Annotated in this window: 21 protein-coding genes; all 21 read right to left on the reverse strand. The window is 45.3% G+C overall.

The genetic code is table 11. The features are described 5' to 3' along the window. Positions 1–31: 31 nt before the first annotated feature. Positions 32–2,098, reverse strand: a complete 2,067-nt coding sequence (locus CHI14_RS07460) for a chemotaxis protein CheA (protein ID WP_095287811.1) — start codon at positions 2,096–2,098, stop codon at positions 32–34. A 33-nt stretch (positions 2,099–2,131) separates the two neighbouring features. Beyond that, positions 2,132–3,544, reverse strand: a complete 1,413-nt coding sequence (locus CHI14_RS07465) for a chemotaxis-specific protein-glutamate methyltransferase CheB (RefSeq protein ID WP_095287812.1) — start codon at positions 3,542–3,544, stop codon at positions 2,132–2,134. Between the two features lie 33 nt (positions 3,545–3,577). After that, positions 3,578–4,465: a MinD/ParA family protein gene (locus tag CHI14_RS07470; protein ID WP_095287813.1), complete on the reverse strand. Its 888-nt coding sequence runs from the start codon at positions 4,463–4,465 to the stop codon at positions 3,578–3,580. Then, a complete protein-coding gene (gene flhF, locus CHI14_RS07475; protein ID WP_095287814.1) occupies positions 4,462–5,817 on the reverse strand; it encodes a flagellar biosynthesis GTPase FlhF in 1,356 nt (451 codons plus the stop codon). Before flhF ends, CHI14_RS07470 begins: the two co-directional genes overlap by 4 nt. After that, positions 5,814–7,847 (reverse strand): flagellar biosynthesis protein FlhA, encoded by a 2,034-nt coding sequence (gene flhA / locus CHI14_RS07480; protein WP_095287815.1) that lies wholly within the window; start codon positions 7,845–7,847, stop codon positions 5,814–5,816. The genes flhF and flhA overlap by 4 nt, the downstream gene beginning before the upstream one ends. Before the next feature lie 24 nt (positions 7,848–7,871). Further along, the gene (flhB, locus tag CHI14_RS07485; RefSeq protein ID WP_095287816.1) at positions 7,872–8,954 is read right to left on the reverse strand and encodes a flagellar biosynthesis protein FlhB; all 1,083 of its coding nucleotides are present in this window, start codon (positions 8,952–8,954) and stop codon (positions 7,872–7,874) included. Positions 8,955–8,977: 23 nt separating this feature from the next. Continuing rightward, the gene (fliR, locus tag CHI14_RS07490) at positions 8,978–9,766 is read right to left on the reverse strand and encodes a flagellar biosynthetic protein FliR (RefSeq protein WP_095287817.1); all 789 of its coding nucleotides are present in this window, start codon (positions 9,764–9,766) and stop codon (positions 8,978–8,980) included. A 10-nt stretch (positions 9,767–9,776) separates the two neighbouring features. Further along, on the reverse strand, positions 9,777–10,046 hold the full coding sequence (fliQ, locus tag CHI14_RS07495; RefSeq protein WP_024630226.1) for a flagellar biosynthesis protein FliQ: 270 nt from the start codon (positions 10,044–10,046) through the stop codon (positions 9,777–9,779). Between the two features lie 25 nt (positions 10,047–10,071). Then, the gene (fliP, locus tag CHI14_RS07500; RefSeq protein ID WP_095287818.1) at positions 10,072–10,827 is read right to left on the reverse strand and encodes a flagellar type III secretion system pore protein FliP; all 756 of its coding nucleotides are present in this window, start codon (positions 10,825–10,827) and stop codon (positions 10,072–10,074) included. Beyond that, positions 10,824–11,360: a flagellar biosynthetic protein FliO gene (locus CHI14_RS07505; protein WP_249281048.1), complete on the reverse strand. Its 537-nt coding sequence runs from the start codon at positions 11,358–11,360 to the stop codon at positions 10,824–10,826. Before CHI14_RS07505 ends, fliP begins: the two co-directional genes overlap by 4 nt. 11 nt (positions 11,361–11,371) lie before the next feature. Continuing rightward, positions 11,372–11,737, reverse strand: a complete 366-nt coding sequence (locus CHI14_RS07510) for a response regulator (RefSeq protein ID WP_095287820.1) — start codon at positions 11,735–11,737, stop codon at positions 11,372–11,374. Positions 11,738–11,765: 28 nt separating this feature from the next. Then, positions 11,766–13,034 (reverse strand): flagellar motor switch phosphatase FliY, encoded by a 1,269-nt coding sequence (gene fliY / locus CHI14_RS07515; RefSeq protein ID WP_095287821.1) that lies wholly within the window; start codon positions 13,032–13,034, stop codon positions 11,766–11,768. Further along, positions 13,024–14,022 (reverse strand): flagellar motor switch protein FliM, encoded by a 999-nt coding sequence (gene fliM, locus CHI14_RS07520; protein ID WP_095287822.1) that lies wholly within the window; start codon positions 14,020–14,022, stop codon positions 13,024–13,026. Before fliM ends, fliY begins: the two co-directional genes overlap by 11 nt. 39 nt (positions 14,023–14,061) lie before the next feature. Beyond that, positions 14,062–14,523, reverse strand: a complete 462-nt coding sequence (locus tag CHI14_RS07525) for a flagellar basal body-associated FliL family protein (RefSeq protein WP_095287823.1) — start codon at positions 14,521–14,523, stop codon at positions 14,062–14,064. After that, positions 14,523–14,744 carry a flagellar FlbD family protein gene (locus tag CHI14_RS07530; RefSeq protein ID WP_024630220.1) on the reverse strand — a complete coding sequence of 74 codons (222 nt, stop codon included), beginning with the start codon at positions 14,742–14,744 and terminating at the stop codon, positions 14,523–14,525. The genes CHI14_RS07525 and CHI14_RS07530 overlap by 1 nt, the downstream gene beginning before the upstream one ends. 68 nt (positions 14,745–14,812) lie before the next feature. Further along, positions 14,813–15,628: a flagellar basal body rod protein FlgG gene (gene flgG, locus CHI14_RS07535; RefSeq protein WP_095287824.1), complete on the reverse strand. Its 816-nt coding sequence runs from the start codon at positions 15,626–15,628 to the stop codon at positions 14,813–14,815. Between the two features lie 81 nt (positions 15,629–15,709). Next, positions 15,710–16,090: a TIGR02530 family flagellar biosynthesis protein gene (locus CHI14_RS07540; RefSeq protein ID WP_095287825.1), complete on the reverse strand. Its 381-nt coding sequence runs from the start codon at positions 16,088–16,090 to the stop codon at positions 15,710–15,712. After that, positions 16,087–16,629: a flagellar hook capping FlgD N-terminal domain-containing protein gene (locus CHI14_RS07545; protein ID WP_095287826.1), complete on the reverse strand. Its 543-nt coding sequence runs from the start codon at positions 16,627–16,629 to the stop codon at positions 16,087–16,089. The genes CHI14_RS07540 and CHI14_RS07545 overlap by 4 nt, the downstream gene beginning before the upstream one ends. Before the next feature lie 20 nt (positions 16,630–16,649). Beyond that, positions 16,650–18,020 carry a flagellar hook-length control protein FliK gene (locus CHI14_RS07550; protein WP_095287827.1) on the reverse strand — a complete coding sequence of 457 codons (1,371 nt, stop codon included), beginning with the start codon at positions 18,018–18,020 and terminating at the stop codon, positions 16,650–16,652. A 36-nt stretch (positions 18,021–18,056) separates the two neighbouring features. Continuing rightward, positions 18,057–18,995 (reverse strand): MotE family protein, encoded by a 939-nt coding sequence (locus tag CHI14_RS07555; protein WP_095287828.1) that lies wholly within the window; start codon positions 18,993–18,995, stop codon positions 18,057–18,059. Positions 18,996–19,039: 44 nt separating this feature from the next. Further along, positions 19,040–19,492, reverse strand: a complete 453-nt coding sequence (fliJ, locus tag CHI14_RS07560; RefSeq protein ID WP_095287829.1) for a flagellar export protein FliJ — start codon at positions 19,490–19,492, stop codon at positions 19,040–19,042. Between the last annotated feature and the right edge of the window lie 3 nt (positions 19,493–19,495).

Here is a 19,495-nt window from a genome sequence, read left to right on the forward strand (position 1 = left end):
AAACCTCCCTATAAGTGTAAGGCTTAGTTGCTTATTTAATAAATGCGTTAGGGTCAACGATGAGAGCTACTTGTCCATCTCCCAGGATGGTTGCTCCGGAGATTCCTTCAATGGAAGGAAGATAGCTTCCCATGGATTTGAGAACAATCTCGCTCTGTCCGATAAACTCTTCCACGGAAACCGCTGCTAGACGATCTCCTTTGCGGATGACAACGATTTCCGTTTCCGACTCATCCTCATCGTTGAAATCAGGTACACCAAACACTTCGTTTAGCGACAAGTACGGAATGAGGGATTCACGGAACGTAATCATTTTATTACCATGAATGTTTCGAACTTGTTCACGCTGCACAATGGCCGTCTCCACGATAGAAGACAACGGAACCGCATACTTCTCAGAACCTACGCGTACAAGCATTGCAGCGATAATTGACAACGTCAATGGCAGTTGAACCGAGAAATTAGTGCCTTTGCCTGGTATGGAATGAATGGTTACATTACCGCCAAGCGAAGTAATTTTGGATTTTACAACGTCCAAACCTACTCCGCGACCAGAGATATCCGAGATTTTGTCAGCTGTACTGAAACCAGGAGCAAATAAAAGTTGATTAACTTCATCGTCGCTCATCTTCGCACCCTGTTCTTCCGTCACGACACCGCGTTTAATGGCTGTTTGTAAAAGCTTCTCACGATAAATTCCTTTGCCGTCATCTTCAATCTCAATGAAAACATGGTTGCCACTGTGGAAAGCTCGAAGGTTAACTGTACCCATTTCCGGTTTTCCGGCAGCAACACGTTCTGCGATTGATTCGACACCGTGGTCCACAGCGTTACGCAGCAAATGCACCAATGGGTCACCGATCTCGTCAATGACAGTACGATCCAATTCAGTTTCAGCACCTGTAATGACCAGGTCAATTTTTTTATCCAAGGTTTTGGCTAGGTCACGAATCATTCGTGGGAACCGGTTAAATACGGTATCTACAGGTACCATGCGCAGCTTGAGAACGATATTTTGCAGATCTGAGCTGACTCTGCTGAGATGAGCCACGGTATCGGATAGATCATTATTACCCGTTTCACTTGCCAACTGCTCCAGGCGCGACCGATCAATCAGCAATTCACTGAATAAATTCATCAGTACATCCAATCGCTCAATATCTACTCGGATCGTACGCGAAGGTGCGGCTGCCTGTTTAGTTGGTGCAGCAGGCTTGGCTGCTGGTTTTTCTTCTGTTTTGACCGCAGTTGCGATCTCTTGTGATACAGCTGTTGCTATTGCGACTGTTTCAGCTTCAACTGCAGCTGCAGCCTGATTGGTCATCTGCTGAAGAGTTTCTTGATCCAGCTGAATGACTTTGGCACTTTCTATCTCTGAAATGCTTAAAATGCTTTTTTCCAGTTCCTGCGCTTCTTTGGTTGTTATGTAATACAACGAGAAACTGCGCTCAAACTTCTCCTGCTCAATATCCTGAACCGTAGGGAAAGACTTCACAACTTCACCTGAACGCTCCAAGAGATCAAAGACCATGTAGGCACGTACACCTTTCAGCTGACTGTCCTCACTAACAAGCACATCAATGTAGAAAACTCGATGCCCTTCCGCGATAGACTGGTCCAGAACAGAATATTGGAATTCGTCCAGATCAACAGCTGATGAAATGCTTTCTACCGGCTTAGCCGTTGTTGTAGCAGCTGGAGTTTCACCACCTGTCCATTCACCACTTTCAATGGCTTGAAGGGAAGCAACAATTGCGGAAACATCGGCTTTACCTTCTCCACCACTGGTAATATCCTGAACCATGGATTCAAGCGCGTCCAAACTCTTAAACAGGGTATCAAAAATATAGTCCTGCATTTTCAATTTCTCATTACGTACAAGATCTAACACATTCTCCATTTTGTGTGTCAATGATGCCAAATCCTCAAAGCCCATTGTTGCGGCCATACCTTTCAAAGTATGAGCAGATCGGAAGATGACTTGGACTATACCCAGATCCTCCGGATTGCCTTCGAGTTGAAGCATGTTGTCGTTAAGGGATTGCAGATGATCATTAGACTCATCAATAAACATGGATAAGTATTGGTTCATGTCCATTGTGAGGCACCTCCTCCATGAGTTACACTCCGTTTATTTCACTGCTTGAACAAGTTTTGGGGCGATCTCCTGCAAAGGCAGAAGATGACGTACGCATTGCAGCTCTACAGCAGAACGCGGCATTCCATACACCACACAGGTCTCTTCATTTTCCGCAAAGGTAGACGTTACACCCGCTTCATACAGCTTTTTCATCATTCTCGCTCCATCACTGCCCATACCCGTCAGCAAAACCAAATGCCGCTGAAGCGATGTAAAAGGCAATAACGACTCAAACATCGTATCCACTGAAGGCCGATGGCCATTCACCGGATGTTGCTCCGTAAGCTTCAGGATATACTTTCCATCGGCTGCTTTACTTACTACGATGTGATATCCGCCAGGAGCGATATAAGCGGAACCTTTCTTTAGAACCATACCTTCTTCCGCCTCAACGACATGCAGCGGACTAAATGTATTCAGTCGTTGTGCCAGAGACCTTGTAAAGTTGGGCGGCATGTGCTGCACAATGATGACAGGTGCAGGCAAATCAGCAGGCAGCTCCTCAAGCAAAGTTTTAAGGGCCCTTGGACCTCCCGTAGAGCAGCCAATTGCAACAATTTTGTTGAATGTACCTTCAGTCCCTGTTACTGCTTTTGGTATAGGTTGACTTGTGGATGCCGCCGTTTGCTCCATTGCCGACCGTATTGGCTCAGCATTTCGCAACTCCTTCGGAGTAGGAAGAGGCTTAATAGGTTTAGGCACCTTAGCTTCTCTTGTGTTAGGAATACGATCTGGACTCTTTGCAGCTTCCAGTTTTTTTTCTGACCGCTCTTTTTTCTGATCCGCCAGCGGCATGTTTCGCTGCAGCACTTTGGACTGGGGTTGCTCACTTGGTTCATTTTTTGGCCGTGAAACTGGCTGAACAGGATCAATCCTTTTTTGAGCGGGTTCTCTGTGAACTTGTGCAGGAGCATCACGCTGTACTCGCTGAGATTGACGCAAGAGATGTTCCTGAATCTCTCTCGTCCGTTTCAAGGACTCCTCACGGTCTGCCTTTCGCTTGATTTCGTTCATGGCCGCCCGCATCCGCTCGACGAGGGCCTTGCCTACCTGAGCAATATCCTGATCATGTGAAATGGAAGGCTTGCGTATAAAATCAAAGGCCCCTGCCTCAAGCGCCATGATGGTTTCCTTCATACCTTGTTCATTGATACCTGATAGCATAATTACAGGCACCGATGACTTCTGCATGATCGACTTCAGTGCATCCAGCCCATTCATCTCAGGCATTTCTACATCCATCGTAATTACATCAGGCTGTAAATCCACTGCTTTTTCAATGGCTTCCTTGCCGGTTGAAGCCGTTGCCGCAACTTTGAATTCCGGATCAGCTTCAATTAAATCCGTGACAATTTTGCGCATAAAAGCGGAATCATCGACAACCAATACTTGATACACCGCCATGTTTTGTCCACCTCTGTTTCCTTTTTTCAAGAATCATGTTGTCTTCCTAAGCCACTTTTTCATAAATCCCCTGATTCCTGTCAAGGTTCCGACTTCGTTAACCGCAGGTTCAGCCACATAGCGAAGGGCTAGCCGCTGTATATCTCTGGAAGCTTTTGAATGGGGATAAGCCAAGCTGTAGGGCACTTGTCTCTTCACCGCTTTAACAACATTCGGATCTTCAGAAACATACCCAAGTAGGGGGATATCCGTTTGCAAAAAACGCTTGGCTACTCCTGCTATTTTGTCCGCCACCTGTTCCGACTCCTGTTCATTTTCAACACGGTTAACGATCATCCGAAAAGGTGTAGCATTTTCCTGACCATGCATCACTTTAACCAGTGCATATGCATCTGTTATGGAAGTGGGTTCAGGTGTGGTTATAATCATACATTCGTCAGCTGCACCAATAAACTTCATATTCTCCCGAGAGAGCCCCGCTCCAGTATCAAATATGACATAATCCATTTCCTGTGCGACCATTTCCACTTGCTCTGCAAAAAATTCCAAATCACGGTCCGACAACGAAAATAACTCTTTCATGCCAGATCCGCCTGCAATGTAAGGCAGTCCATTCGCACCAAGCTGAATGATTTCCTGTATGGACTTCTGCCGATACAACAAATGATACAGATTATAAGGTGATGAAGTGCCCATAAGGACATCAATATTAGCCATACCGATATCTGCGTCAAATACGAGTACCTTCCTGCCCAGTGTTTGCAGCGCAAGGGCAAAGTTCAAAGTGAAATTGGATTTTCCTACTCCGCCTTTTCCGCTGGCAATCGTTAAGATTTTCGAAGAGCGGCCACTGCGCTGGGTTTTGTCCAATCCACTCGGTGCTGACACCAAACTTCGAAGAGAGGCTGCCTGGTCCTTCATTTCGCGAGTTCTCCCAGCAATTGTTTAGTCAATGAAGCCGGATCCGGTTTGAGCAAGTCATCCGGAACATTCTGTCCATTGGTCACATAAGCAAGTTTCAACGGGAAGTGATGCAGCAGATTAATCATTGGACCACAAGTGCCCGTTTCGTCCATCTTGGTGAAAATGATCTTATCCAACCCGTACTTGCTGAAATGTTCGGTAATCTCAAACATGTCCGCGCTTTTGGATGTCATGCTCATGACGAGAAAGGTTTCACTGTTCTCTACTGGTGCAAGCAGGCTTTGCAACTCAGAAACTAGCAATTCGTTTCTATAATTTCTCCCTGCAGTATCCATGAAGATCAAGTCACAATCCTGCAAACGAGATATAGCTCGTTGTGTATCTCCTGGAGACTGTACAACCTCAAGTGGAACATTCAAAATGGAAGCGTACGTTCTAAGTTGTTCTACTGCTGATATACGGTACGTATCCGATGTAATGAATCCCACTTTCCGATGATGCTTAAACATCTGCTCAGCCGCCAGTTTGGCTATGGTCGTTGTTTTCCCCACACCTGTGGGTCCAGCAACATAAACAATACGAGTGCCAGGCAATATCCCCGCATCGATACGTTCCTCCAGAAACGTTAAAATCTGTTTCTGAACGGATTGAACAATCTCATTTTCGTCCAGCTCTTTAGCATTCAACTGCGTCTGAACCGTTTCAAACCATGACTCAAAAACTTCCGCCCGCACCTCTTGATTAATCAGCCGCTCTCTAAGAAAAAGAAACTCTTCAGGTACAGGGTCAGCCAATTCATTCTGTCTAGATAATTGAGTCATCATCTTTTTGAGTTCTTTCAGTTCAGACATCAGTTCTTGTTGGCCCTGTTTGTTTGGTTCCTGCACGGAAGGAGACGATGAACCCGAAAAATCCGCCCCTTCCGGTCGCGGTTTATAATCCATGCTTGACTCAAATTTACCGTACCCTCTATCTGATTCGATGTTTATCGATTCAGCATGAGCAGCGGTTTCCTTACGTTTTTCATCGGCGCGTTGTTCAACAACCTGGGCAGCTGATTCCGATTGATTGGCTTCGTTCACAAATGAACGAGCCGTTTGCCTGTACGCTTCAGGAACATACGAACGAGGTACTGACGCAACTTGGTTCTGTATTTGCTTCTTGGCTTCTTTTTTATCTTCCTCTTCAACCGCAGCTACAACCTCAATTCTCTTTTTGCGAAACATTCCCATCATTCCGCCCACCTTAATTTCTTTGGTGGACAGAATGACAGCGTTACTTCCCAGGTCTTTCCGAATTTGAAGCATAGCTTCGGGCATGGTCTCTACAATATATTGTTTTACTCTCATAAGTTCACCACTCCGACACTTTGGATTTCAACATTCGGTTCCAACTCACTATAGGAAAGCACCGGTATGTCCTGCATGGTACGTTCAATGACTTGACGCAGGTACATACGAATGGTTGGAGAAGTTAATACGACAGGTTGTTGACCTGATTGGATTAATCGATTGACCTGCTCGGTCAATTTTTGATACACACTTTGTGTAGATGCAGGATCCAGTGCAAGGTAACTTCCTTGATCGGATTGTTGTACACTTTCGGCAATTTTCTTTTCCAATCCAGGCCCAACGGTGATCACTCTAAGTGTTTCACCTTTTTGGGAGAACTGTTGGGTAATTTGACGGGAAAGCGATTGTCTTACGTACTCTGTCAGAACATCCGGGTCTTTGGTATACGTCCCATAGTCAGCCAGTGTCTCGAAAATCGTGACCATATCCCGGATGGAAATTTTCTCGCGCAGAAGTTTTGCCAGCACTTTTTGTACATCCCCAATGCCCAAAATCGATGGAATCAGTTCATCGACAAGTGCAGCATAGTTCTCTCTGAGATTATCCACAAGCGCCTTCGTCTCTTGTCTGCCGAGAAGCTCATGTGCGTGTTTCTTAATCAGCTCCGTCAGATGGGTAGCCACTACGGATGGCGGATCCACAACGGTGTAACCAGCAAGCTCAGCTCGATCTTTGGTCACTTCGTCGATCCATAGAGCAGGAAGGCCAAAAGCCGGCTCCGTAGTTTCAATTCCTGTCACTGATTCTTCTTCGTACCCAGGGCTCATAGCCAGATAATGATTAAGCAGCAATTCACCGCCACCCACCACATTACCCTTGATCTTAATGACATACTCATTAGGTCTCAATTGAATGTTGTCTCGAATCCGAATGACAGGGACAACGAGCCCTAATTCAAGCGCACATTGCCTACGTATCATAATAATCCGATCCAGTAGATCTCCGCCCTGCTGGTTATCGGCCAGAGGAATCAAACCGTAACCAAATTCGAACTCGATTGGATCAACCTGAAGCAAGTTAATTACACTTTCTGGACTTCTAACCTCTTCGATCTGTTGTTCCTCCTCCATCTGTTCTTCTGCCTCTTGTTTGGATTTCAGCGTATTTTGCATCCTCCATGCGGCAAAAGCCAGTATACCCGCCAAAGGTATGGTCGTAATGGCGTGAATTGGAGTGAAGAAACCAAGCATTGCTATTACAAAAGCTACAATATATATGAGCGTCGGGTATGTAAACAACTGCCCCGTAATATCATCTGCCAAGTTACCTTCGGATGACGCTCTAGTGACGATAAGACCCGCTGCTGTAGAAATCAGAAGTGCAGGAATCTGACTGACCAATCCATCCCCGATTGTTAATACAGAATAGGTGGACAACGCATCTGCGAACGAGAGACCGTGCACGGTCATACCGATAATAAATCCACCAATGAGATTGATCAGCAAGATGATAATACTCGCGATCGCGTCTCCTTTTACGAATTTACTCGCACCGTCCATTGCACCGTAGAAGTCAGCCTCTCTCTCAATTTTGGAACGTCGCTCACGGGCCTGTTGTTCATTGATCAAGCCTGCATTTAAGTCCGCATCAATACTCATCTGTTTACCAGGCATCGCATCGAGTGTAAATCGCGCTGCAACTTCAGCTACACGTTCTGAACCCTTGGTGATAACGATAAACTGAACAACGACCAGTATGAGGAAGACGATAAAACCAATAGCAATTTGACCGCCTGCGATCCAGCTACCAAAGGTTGCTACGACAGACCCCGCATTCCCATTTCCAAGAATCAGCTTCGTTGTTGAAATGTTCAAAGCCAAGCGAAACAGTGTAGTAATCAACAATAATGCCGGAAAGATGGAGAATTGCAACGCTTCCTTGCTGTTCATCGCTACGAGCAATATCATCAATGCAAGTGAAATGTTGACAACAAGCAGCATGTCCAACAACCAGGTTGGGATCGGGAGAATCATCATCAACACAATGCCAATGATACCCGCAAGGACAGCAATATCTTTTGTTTTCAATGAATGTACGGCCTCCGATCCCTTTTATTTCGTTCTGCCCTTTAATTTATATACATAAGCCAGCACTTCGGCTACCGCTTGAAACAAATCAGCCGGTATGGCGTCGCCAATCTCGGCCCTCTGGAACAATGCCCGTGCCAGCGGCTTGTTTTCCATTGTAATGACACCGTGCTCTTTGGCAATCTCCCTGATGCGCAAGGCGACGTAATCCTGACCTTTGGCAATAATCTGAGGTGCTTCCATCTCAGACCCTTCATACTTCAGCGCTACTGCGAAGTGCGTCGGGTTTGTGATGATCACATCTGCATTTGGAACCTCCTGCATCATGCGCTGTACAGCCATGCGACGCTGACGTTCCCTGATTTTACCCTTGATCAGCGGGTCACCTTCCATTTTTTTGTACTCGTCCTTGATGTCCTGTTTGGACATCCGAATGTTTTTCTCGTAATCATATTTCTGATACATATAGTCGAACACTGCAAGTACCATTAAGGCCACAGCAATTTTGACACCCAGATTGAGGGTGATTGAAGCCGAAAAATGTAGTATGGCATCCAAAGAAAAATGAGAAAGTGAAGCAATATCCGATTGATAACTTGTAATCGTACTGTAGACTAGATAACCGATAATCGACATTTTCAAAATGGATTTTGCAAACTCCACTAATGAACGGAGTGAGAAAATGTTTTTGAAACCTTTGATTGGATCAAGCTTCTCAAGCTTTGGCTTCAATCCTTCTCCCACAAGTAGAAAACCAACCTGCATATAATTGACGATCAAGGCAACAACCGCCGCACCTATCAGTACGGGTGCTAGCAGCAGCATAACTTCAATGCCGTAGCGCATCATAAGGGCCATTACATTCTCGCCGGTAATCTCCAAGCTCAGCCGATTCATAAAGATATCTGTAAATAACCGAACAATGCGTTCTTTGTAAAAATCACTGAATACCATCATGATTAAAAAGGTGAACAGGAGAATGGATGCTCCGGAGATCTCCATACTTTTGACAACCTGTCCCTTTTTGCGCGTATCCTGCCTTTTTTTCGGGGTGGCTTTCTCCGTCTTCTCCCCTGCGAATAACTGAAGGTCAAGCTGAAATTTCATTTAAATCCTGTCCTCCGTTTCCTTTAGCCCGGCCTCTGTCCGATCGTTCCAAGCAACTTTTCCATAGATCTAAACATCGCTTCGAACAATTGGCTAAATACAAAGGCGAAGCTCGGAACCATCAAAAGCAATATGGCGATCCCCACCAGGACCTTTAATGGCATACCGACAGCAAACACATTGAATTGAGGAGCAGTTTTAGCCAAGAAACCCAATCCCACATCCGTCAAAAACAAAGCCACTACAATGGGTGCCGACATTTGGAAGGCAAGCATAAAGGCCTCACCTAACGTATGAACGAGAAACTCAGCAATACTACCGTCGGCCAATCGTATGAAAAAGGCATTGGATAAAGGTATCCAGCGATAGCTGTACACAATGGCGTCAAGAAGGTAGTGATGTCCATTCATCGTCAGGAAAAGCAGCATAGCAAAAGCATATTTGAAATTACCTGTCAGCGGTGCAGAAGCACCCGTCATCGGATCAAATACATTCGCCATACCAAAGCCAATCTGAAGGTCAATGAATGTTCCTGCCGTCTGCACGGCTGTCATGATCAGATAGGCTACGAAACCTAGCAGCAATCCTATCAATATCTCCCGGATAATCAACAGAATGTAACTCAGATCGGTAGGCACTTCCTGATTCATGCCATAAACTACATAAACCGTTAATGTTACAAATGCCGAAAGACCAACCTTAATGGAATTCGGCACATTTCGAGCTGAGAATACTGGAGCAGTTACAAAAAATGATGCAATTCGACAAAACATAAGCAGAGCGACAGGAAAACTTTGCAACAATGTCTCCATGTGCGAAAGCCTACCCTATATATCTGTATAAATTATCGAGAATGTTATACGTGAAATCTACCAAAATATTTAAGATCCAAGGTCCGAATAAGAGCACTGCCAGAAGTACGGCAATAATTTTCGGTACAAAGGCTAATGTCTGCTCCTGAATTTGGGTCGTTGCTTGAAATACACTGATAATGAGACCCACAACTAGAGCAAGTATAAGCATGGGTGCGCTGGCCAGCAGCGACGTATATACTGCTTTCCCGGCCAGACCTATAATAAATTCTGAAGTCATGACCGTCCTCCTTCAACTTTCCTGCTCATGTGTTAAAGCTCAGCAGCAGTGACTTCACTACAAGATACCAACCGTCCACAAGGACAAATAGCAATATCTTAAAAGGTAATGAGATCATGACCGGTGGTAGCATCATCATCCCCATAGCCATGAGTGTACTTGCAACCACAATGTCTATGACTAGGAACGGAATGAAAATCATGAATCCCATCTGGAATGCTGTCTTTAATTCACTGATTGCATACGCTGGCACCATGACAGTGATCGGTATATCTTGATACGTTTCTGGTTGTTCGGTCTGATTATATTTCATAAAAAGCAGTAGATCTTTCTCCCGTGTGTGGGAGAACATAAATTTCTTAATGGGATCTTGTGCCTTTTCAAGCGCTTCCGTTTGCGTAATGTCTCCTTTGAGATAAGGCTGAAGAGCTACCTGATTAATAGAAGACAGCGTCGGTGACATGATAAACAGTGTCAGGAAGAGCGCTAAACCGACAAGCACCTGATTGGGTGGCATTTGTTGTGTCCCCAAGGATGTTCGTATAAAACCGAGAACGATAACAATTCGGGTGAAGCTGGTCATTAACACCAGTATTGCAGGCGCTATACTTAACACCGTAATTAACAGTATTATGGACAGAGAACTCGTACTTGGTGTTCCTCCATCTCCGCTTCCGATTTGGATATCGATGTTCGGTATCGGTTCGGCAAAGGCAACCGTCACAGATGCCAGGCTGAGAAGCCCCATCAAACAACATGCTAGCCAAATCTTTTTCTTCATGAATCCCTCGACCGATCTGTAGTATTGTCTTCTTCCAGGAGCTTGTCCATCTTTTCTTTTCGGTTAGGCATCTGCCGCAGCTTCGACTCGAACAGCTCGTGAAAAGAGGCTGTTTCCTCAAGTTCCATTTCCCTTGGTGGTTCTTTCTTGCGCAAGCGGGATGCCAACTTGTTGATTAATGGTGAAAGGCTTCCCTGTTGTGAAGAAGCTTCTCTCTCAAATGAATCAACAATTCTCTGTGCCTCTTCCAAATCTGAAATTTTGTCTAGCAATTGTATATTTTCGCCAACACCGACCAGATAAACATTGCTACCAATTTCTATGATCTGAAGTGACTTGTTCGGCCCCAGCCCCACACCACCCAAAATACGGACTGTACCACTTCGGAACCACTGCTGATTCCGTTTGTTCAAAAAGCGGAGCAGGTAGACGATAAGGACCAGGATGACGGCCAGGACGACAATCACCCATACAAGCTGAAAATAATAGTTGGTCCCAATGTCAGCTCCTCCAGGAGTATCACCCTGCGCCATCATCATGTGTCTTAAACTCCCAGCGTTTTGCTGATAGCTTCGATGACTCGGTCAGACTGGAATGGCTTAACGATGAAATCTTTGGCACCAGCCTGAATTGCATCAATTACCATCGCTTGTTGTCCCATAGCTGAACACATAATGACTTTAGCGTTCGCATCGATTTTTTTGATTTCTTTCAATGCTGCAATACCATCCATTTCAGGCATGGTAATATCCATCGTAATCAGATCAGGACGAAGTTCCTTAAATTTCTCAATTGCTTGTGCTCCATCCTGAGCCTCGCCAACGACCTCATATCCGTTTTTGGACAAAATGTCCCGGATCATCATTCTCATAAACGCAGCGTCGTCCACGACTAAAATTCGGTTTGCCATCTTGATTCAAGTCCTCCCTAAATTGTGCTTATTGTAATTTCTGAATTCGGTCCCATTGGCTTACGATATCTATAACACGAACACCAAAGTTTTCATCGATAACGACGACTTCTCCCTTAGCGATCAGTTTGTTATTGACCAAAATATCGACAGGTTCGCCGGCCAGTTTATCCAGCTCGACAATTGAACCTTGTGAGAGCTCCAATATATCCTTAATTTGCTTCTGGGTCCTTCCTAATTCTACGGTGACTTTAAGGGGAATGTCCATCAATAAATTCAAATTATTTTCGTCCACCTGACCGTAAGCCCCGTTTTGCAAATTGGCGAACTGGACGGGTTGTACATTCACATTCCTGTTTGGCATACCGCCGTAGTGTTGTGGTGCACCATACGGTTGCTGTGGTGGCATTCCGTAAGGCTGTTGTGGCGGCATTCCTTGCGGCATACCCATTGGTGCCTGTCCATATCCATTATAGTCTGGAGCAGGCTGTTGAGGCGCCTGTGGAGGCATTTGCTGTTGAACCGGTGGTTGTTCCGGTGCCACAGGTGGAGCCGCCGCCGCTGGTGCTGCATGCGATGGTGTTGTCACAGGTGCATTAGCCGTTGATTCTTGTGCTCCGCCGATCAACATATCGACCATGTGTTTGGCGAAATCAACAGGCAAAAGCTGCATCAGATTGGAGTCAATCAGATCACCAATCAGGAGGCGAAACGATACTTGAATCAACGTTTCGTCATGCGGGAGATTGCTGACACCCTCGCCACTTTCCATATTGAGAATATCAATGCCTGGCGGAGAGATATTCACAAATCGATTAAAAATCGTAGACATGGAGGTTGCTGATGAACCCATCATTTGGTTCATTGCTTCCTGTACTGCACTAATATGGATCTCATTCAGCTCTTCATCCGCTGGATTGCCTTCGCCTCCAAGCATCAGATCAGCAATTACTTGTGCATCGCGCTTTTTGATAACTAGTGAATTGATCCCTTCAAATCCATCCACATAATTGACATGTACTGCAACATGTGGCTTGGGAAACGCTTCTTCGAATTGCGAACGGCTGATAATGGATACCTTCGGTGTTGTAATATCTACTTTTAATCCCAATAGCGTGGACAATGCTGTCGCTGCGCTACCAAACGTAATATTACCGATCTCCCCCAATGCATCTTGTTCCAGTTCAGTCAAAAAGTCATCAACTGTTTTTTCAGCAGGTTCCGTGCTACCCATCGATTCGGATTGCCGGAGCAAAGCGTCGATTTCTTCCTGGGACAAATAATCCTTACTCGTCAAATTCTTCAACTCCTTCGGTGACAATCTTATCTATTTGTACAGCCACACGGTCTTTTATCGTTCCCGGACTGCCCATATACTTCAACCTGTCGCCCACTTTGATGGACAATCCCTCATCAACCGGTTTGTTTAACGTAATGACATCGCCGACCGAAAGACCAAGGAATTCCGAGATCGAAATTCTGGATTCACCCAGTTCCGCAACAACTGGCAATTTGGCTTTGTTCACACGTTCTCTAAGGGCATCGTATTCTTCCGGCGCTCTTGTTTTCTTCTCTGAAACAAACCACTGATGTGTCGACAGCCTTGACATAATAGGTTCAAGAACGACATGCGGGATACACAAATTGATCATGCCCGTAGTGTCACCGATTTTGGTGCTCAGCGAGATCAAGGCAATCGTTTCGTTAGGTGATACGATCTGCATAAACTGTGGATTCGTCTCCAGTGCTTCCATTCTCGGCGATATGTCGAGCACTGTTTTCCAAGCTTCCTGCAAGCTTTCGAACGCCCGGCTGAAGATTCGCTCCATAATTGTCGTTTCTATTTCAGTCATTGAAGCTATTTTAGTCGGCGCACTTCCCGTACCACCCAGCAATCGATCCAACATCGCATAACCAACATTGGGGTGGACCTCCAGCACCATTCGTCCTTGCAATGGTTCTGCTTCAAATATGTTTAATATCGTCATTTTAGGGATTGAACGAATAAATTCATCATAAGGCAGCTGTTCGACCTGAACGACATTAATTTGAACGAATGTCCGCAATTGGGCTGAAAAATAAGTGGTGAGAAAGCGTGCAAAGTTCTCATGAATTCGAGTCAAACTTCGGATATGATCTTTGGAAAAGCGAACCGCCCGTTTAAAATCATACGATCTAATTTTTTTTTGAGTTTCTTCCTTTTTTAATTCCTCGGCATCCATCTCACCTGAGGAAAGTGCTGCTAATAGGGCATCAATCTCATTTTGTGATAATACATCCACCATGTTCTCACCCCCTTACCGTTTTACAGCGTGCTCTGTTCATTACATTGATGCCATCAAAAAATAAGTAAAGTTCGTGCTGCTCAGCTTTGGTTCAGGCAATGCTTCATTGATCAGTTTCGTCAATTTTTCATTAAACTGAGAACGTCCCTTGGCTGTTTTTAACTCCTCTGGCTGTGCATCCGCAAAAGTCTGAACAATAATTGGTTTTACGGTAATTTCTTTAATTTTCTCGAAATCTTCTTTTGCTGTAGCGTCAGTCAGTTTAAAAGCCAGGTTGACTTGTACGATGTGATTGGTGTCTGCCAAATTGGTTTTGATGTCGGTAATCTCGGAAGTAACCTCGACAATTTCATCGGCCGTCATCTTTTTGGCTTCCGCAGCCGAAGCTACGTCTGTTTCAGCTTTGTTACCCGTCTGTCCTTGCATAAATACAAACACAACCACCACAATGAGTGTTATGGCAAGCAAAATCGTTGCCAGCCAGGGCATCATCTTTTTCATCAGGATTCCTCCGTTTGCTGCACTTTGATAGTGGCTGCCTGAACCCCGATTTCACGGTTGTAATCTTTGATTTTCGAAATGACTTCATCTGCCTTTTCAAGCACAATCAGTCTCTTACCAGTTACCAGAGTAATATACGTATCCGGCGTTTCTTCTACAATCTCTACCATCAGCGCATTTAACCACATGGGAGAACCATTTAACCGCGTTACCGAAATCATGCTAAGCCCCCTCTCGCTCAATGTGGAGGAGCGAGCTCCTCCACGCATTAAAACATTCTAATCAGCTATTAACGTTTCAGGTTAACAACTTCCTGAAGTACTTCATCGGATGTTGTGATGATCCGTGAGTTCGCCTGGAAACCACGTTGAGCGACGATCATCTCTGTAAACTCACCCGTCAAATCCACATTGGACATTTCCAGTTGGCCTGCAATAACCGCGCCTGTTCCAAATTCGGTGCTGTTGGCTGTTACAATTTCGAATTCGCCATCAGCATTGGCATTTGCAGTAATTCGGTACAAGTTACCACCGATCTTTTCCAGACCTTCCGGGTTGGTTACTTTACCGATCCCCAGTTGTGCACCAGCTTCAGTTGTACCATCATCCATCGTTTGGTTGATGATTCCGTCTTGACCAATGGTGAATGAAACTACTGCTTCATCCAGAGTAATAGGCTCGCCACCGCTATCCACAACGAACAAACCATCTGAAGTTACCAGGTTACGGTTAGCATCCACATGGAAATCTCCAGCACGAGTCAAGAAAGGAACCTCTTGCTCTCCACCAAGTGTCACCAGGAAGAAACCATCACCGTTAAGACGCAAGTCGGTTGGATTGTTAGTGGTCATTGGACTTCCCGCTAGATGAAGCGTATCAATGGAACCAACGGATACCCCCAAACCGATTTGCTTTGCATTCACACCACCGTTTTCATCTCCTGGCGCTGTTACTCCCGCCGTGGTTTGGCTCATGATATCTTTAAACATTACACGGCTACCCTTGAAACCAACGGTGTTTACGTTCGCGATATTATTACCTATGACGTCCAGTTTTGTTTGAAAACCCCGCATCCCGGAAACGCCAGAGTACATCGATTTCAACATGATTATAAATCCTCCCAGCCTTAATTTGGTTACCGCATCAGTCGGTCAGCGGTGTTCCGGCTCCCGAGAAGGGCCAGCCGGTTAAGATATGATTACTGCACTATCGATTTGTGTAAATACGTTATCCTTCATGCTTTCGCTATCCATAGCTGTGACTACAGTGCGATTTTTAACATTTACGATAAAGGCCATATCCTGCATCAGGATCAGAGATTCTTTTGCACCTTTGGCCGCAGCCTTGTCGAGTGCAGTTCCAATCTGCTGCATTTGTTCGCTTTTCAGCTCAATCCCCCGTTGTTCCAATCTTTTGGCAGCATGGTTGCTAAGCTTCAACAGATTGTCTTCAAGCACTTGGGCAAAAGGTCGTTCAGGAGTTGTTGTTTCAGTCTGTTTAGCACGATTAAGCAAGTTAGGTGTTACTGGGCCTGTATATAGTTGTCCTACCGTTATTCGTTCACTCATAACGTGTTCCCACTATCCTGAACAGCTGTTTCAGCTTCCTCGCTTTCATTCACTGTTGCAGAAGCATCTGCAGTACTCTGAGCCTGGGTTTCTTCCTCTTCGATTGGAGCAGGATTCGAAACCTGAATAATTTCATTCAGCTCAATCTCGTCCTCGCCCACTTTAGCGTACTGTACACCATCCCGTACGATGATTGAATCTACAATCCCCTGACGAAGGGTTCCGCTGTCCTCTTTATTAGAAGAAAGCCAGCTAATTTCTCGTCCAATCATGCTTGAAACCGCACCAAGAGACTGATTCAGCGTTTTGAGTTGCGACGAAATGTTAACAAGCTGTTCAACCGAACTGAACTGCGCCATTTGAGCAATAAATTCCTTATCCTCCATAGGCTGCATCGGATCCTGATTTTGAAGTTGGGTGATTAGTATCTTAAGAAACTGATCCTTCCCTAACTCCTTGGTAGCTGCACTAGTTGTGGCCGTGTTCGAAGCCGAGTAGTTCGGCCATGTGTTATTTGTAGAAACAATTTCAGTAGCCAATATTTTCACCTCATTTCTAGTTAAGCTTTAGCAGTAAACGAGCCTCCTTGGAAGTCGTTTCCTTCCTCATTTTCACTGCGCCAATTCCGCAGTTCTTCCTGAAGGGTTGCCGTAGTTATTGCATCGTCTGTTTGCTCTTCACGTTCCCGTGAACGGCGCTGATCCTGCGAGTTATTTCCTTGCTGACGTCCGTCGTCATGATACATCTCAGAACCTAGGGAACTGCTCTGAGTGACTTCGATTCTCTCCACTTGTATACCTTGGGATTGAAGCGAGGTACGAAGCTGAGTCATTTGCTGTTCAAGCATATCCTTCGCCATCGCATGTTCAGTCATGAAGCGTGCAACCAATTGTCCGTTCTGCAAGGTAATCTGTACATCCAGCTTACCCAGATGTTCTGGTCGAAGTGAGATCGTAGCTTCTGAAAAGCCTTTTTGCTGTACGATGTCCAGCTTATTCACCACAAATTGCGTCATTTCCTTTGCAAACTGTGATGCCTGCATTACAGGTTCAGCTGGCTTAGCTACCGCTGTGCCCGAAGTACGCATGGATAATTCACCGGCTGTAATCACTTTCGAATGATCCATTTCTCCACCTTCACTCGCAGCCGAGGAAGTGTCCACATCTGTTTCACCTGTCACTTTAGGCCCACTATTAGAAGAAGAAATTGCAGTCAACTCTTTTTCCGTAGATGGAGTAGCTTTGGTTTGTACACCTTGATCTTTTAATGAATCCATGGAGTTAACGATTGTTTTAAGTTCTGTCCATCCTTTATTGTTGCTCAGATCAACTCCAGCCTCCTGCAGCTGATTCTGGAGGGTTTGAAGCAACTGCTTAAACTCAGCTGTATTTTTAGCTATAGGACTATCTGGTTCAGTCATGCTTGCAACCAACTGAGTAAGTACATCCTGCAACACAAAGCGAACTGCAGCTGGGTGTTCCGTAAGATCCATCACCGCAGTAGCGTTAACAGTGGTTGGCGCATTTACTGTTCCATCCGCTTTTTCCGTTTCAACGGAAGCACCGTTTAATTGGGCATACAGCTGTTGAATCAGACTTTGCATTTCTGCCAGTAATGCCGGGTCATTCTCCAGAACTTCATCTAGCGAATCCAAGCCACCAAACAACGAGTCCAGAACAGCTGTAAGAGATGTTTCTTCCCCTTCTTCACTAGTTGCAAGGGCTATAGCTAACGGATTAACAGTTAAACCTCCAGCAGTAGCCGAGTTGTTTTCTTCCGAAGTGGTACTATTCAGTGACTGTGCCAGTGTCTGCAAAAAACCACCATCGGCCCCTGTAACCCCACCTTTAGATTGCGTTCCAGACGAAGTTTGCGCTGCTCCTGTTGCCTTTGATGTGGATACTGAGGTCATTTGGTATACGATTGACATTTTGTTTCACCTCCTTTCGGATTAAGAGCGTTCTACCTACTTATTTCCCATTAACCGGTTTAAGATTTTCGCTGTTTCAGCTGAATTCTCAGTAGACATATTCTCAAGTAATTGTGAGCGTGTAGCATCGTCTACCGAATTCAAAATGGTCAATGTTTTATCTGGACTGAGTTTATACGTTTCTAACAGCAATTTTGCGCCGCTTGAGGCTGACATTGAAGAGAACGTTTGGCTAAGCTGGGTTTTGTCCAGGTTTTTCGAATTAGTAGCAGTCGTCGTTGTGGTCGCAGCCGTTTCTTTCTTCAATCTGGATTGCAACGCATCGAGTGCCAGATCTCCGGATGGCTTTGCATCCTTCATCATCATCGTGACATCTGCCGCCGTTTTCGGATCCATTTTCTCCAGCACTTTCGTACGGGCAGTCGACTGCATTGCACTCAGAAGCAGCACCATTTCTTCATTAGTCATGTTCTGTAAAATCGGTGCAGCCTTGCTAGGACTCATATCCGCATACATTTTGGCCAGATCCTTAATCTGTTTCTGATAATCAGACTCGCTCTCCGGAACCTCAACTGCTGCAGTTTCCGCTGCTTTCTCCGCTTCATCCAATTTCGCTTGCAGATCACTTGCTTTTTTCGCTTCAGTCGTAGCAGCCTCTTTTGCTGCCTGGAGCTCTGTTTCTTTAGCCGCTACCTGTGACTTCAACTTTTCAATTGTTGCTTCAGCACTTTCCACTTGCTTTTCGCTTTCGTCCAGCTTTTCCTTTTCTGGATCCAGCACAGGATCAGGCACCCAATCCTTGACTACCGGAATTTTGTTAGCTAGCTCAAGCATGTTATTGCGTATATCTACATTAAATAAGGTTAGCAGCACACCGAGCAGTACGACGGTGAAGACAATGGGGATCGAAATCATTAGAAACTTTTCCCAACCGCTACCTGATTCTTTCTCGATATCTGTGTCTTTAACAGCCATTATTTCATTCCTCCTTCACGAGACAACTTCGCTTGCGAAGCCCATCAGATTGCGCGTCCGGCCTTTGCAGCGAAGCGTACAGTAGCCATCTCGTCCAGATCGTTCTGTTCCCGGAGGAGCATCTCCTGCTGAAATTTGATTTTGGCTTTGCCTCTCGCTTCAAGCCACACTTTTTCATCAACCATCTTACCGTTCAAGAACGTCTGATTTCGCTGCACATTGACCTGAGCGTGTTTAACATCCGTACTCTTTTTGGTGATGCACTCATCCAGGTGATACACGTATCGCTGCATTTCTTGCAGACTGGATACAGAAGCAGTGCTCTCCGTTGCGGATTGAATGACACTAATCAGTTCGTTTTTATCATTCATAAGTTGTAAAAGGTGTTCTTCTTCTGTTTGAAGTTTGCCGATTGCTGTGGATAACATCCACTCCGCTTGTGTTTTTTCATTGCTCTTCAGGTCAACTACCTTTTGGAAATGATATCGAAATTTCATCGT

It is taken from the genome of Paenibacillus sp. 7516 (assembly GCF_002272715.1).
In the GTDB taxonomy this organism is placed as follows: Bacteria; Bacillota; Bacilli; order Paenibacillales; family Paenibacillaceae; genus Paenibacillus; species Paenibacillus illinoisensis_A.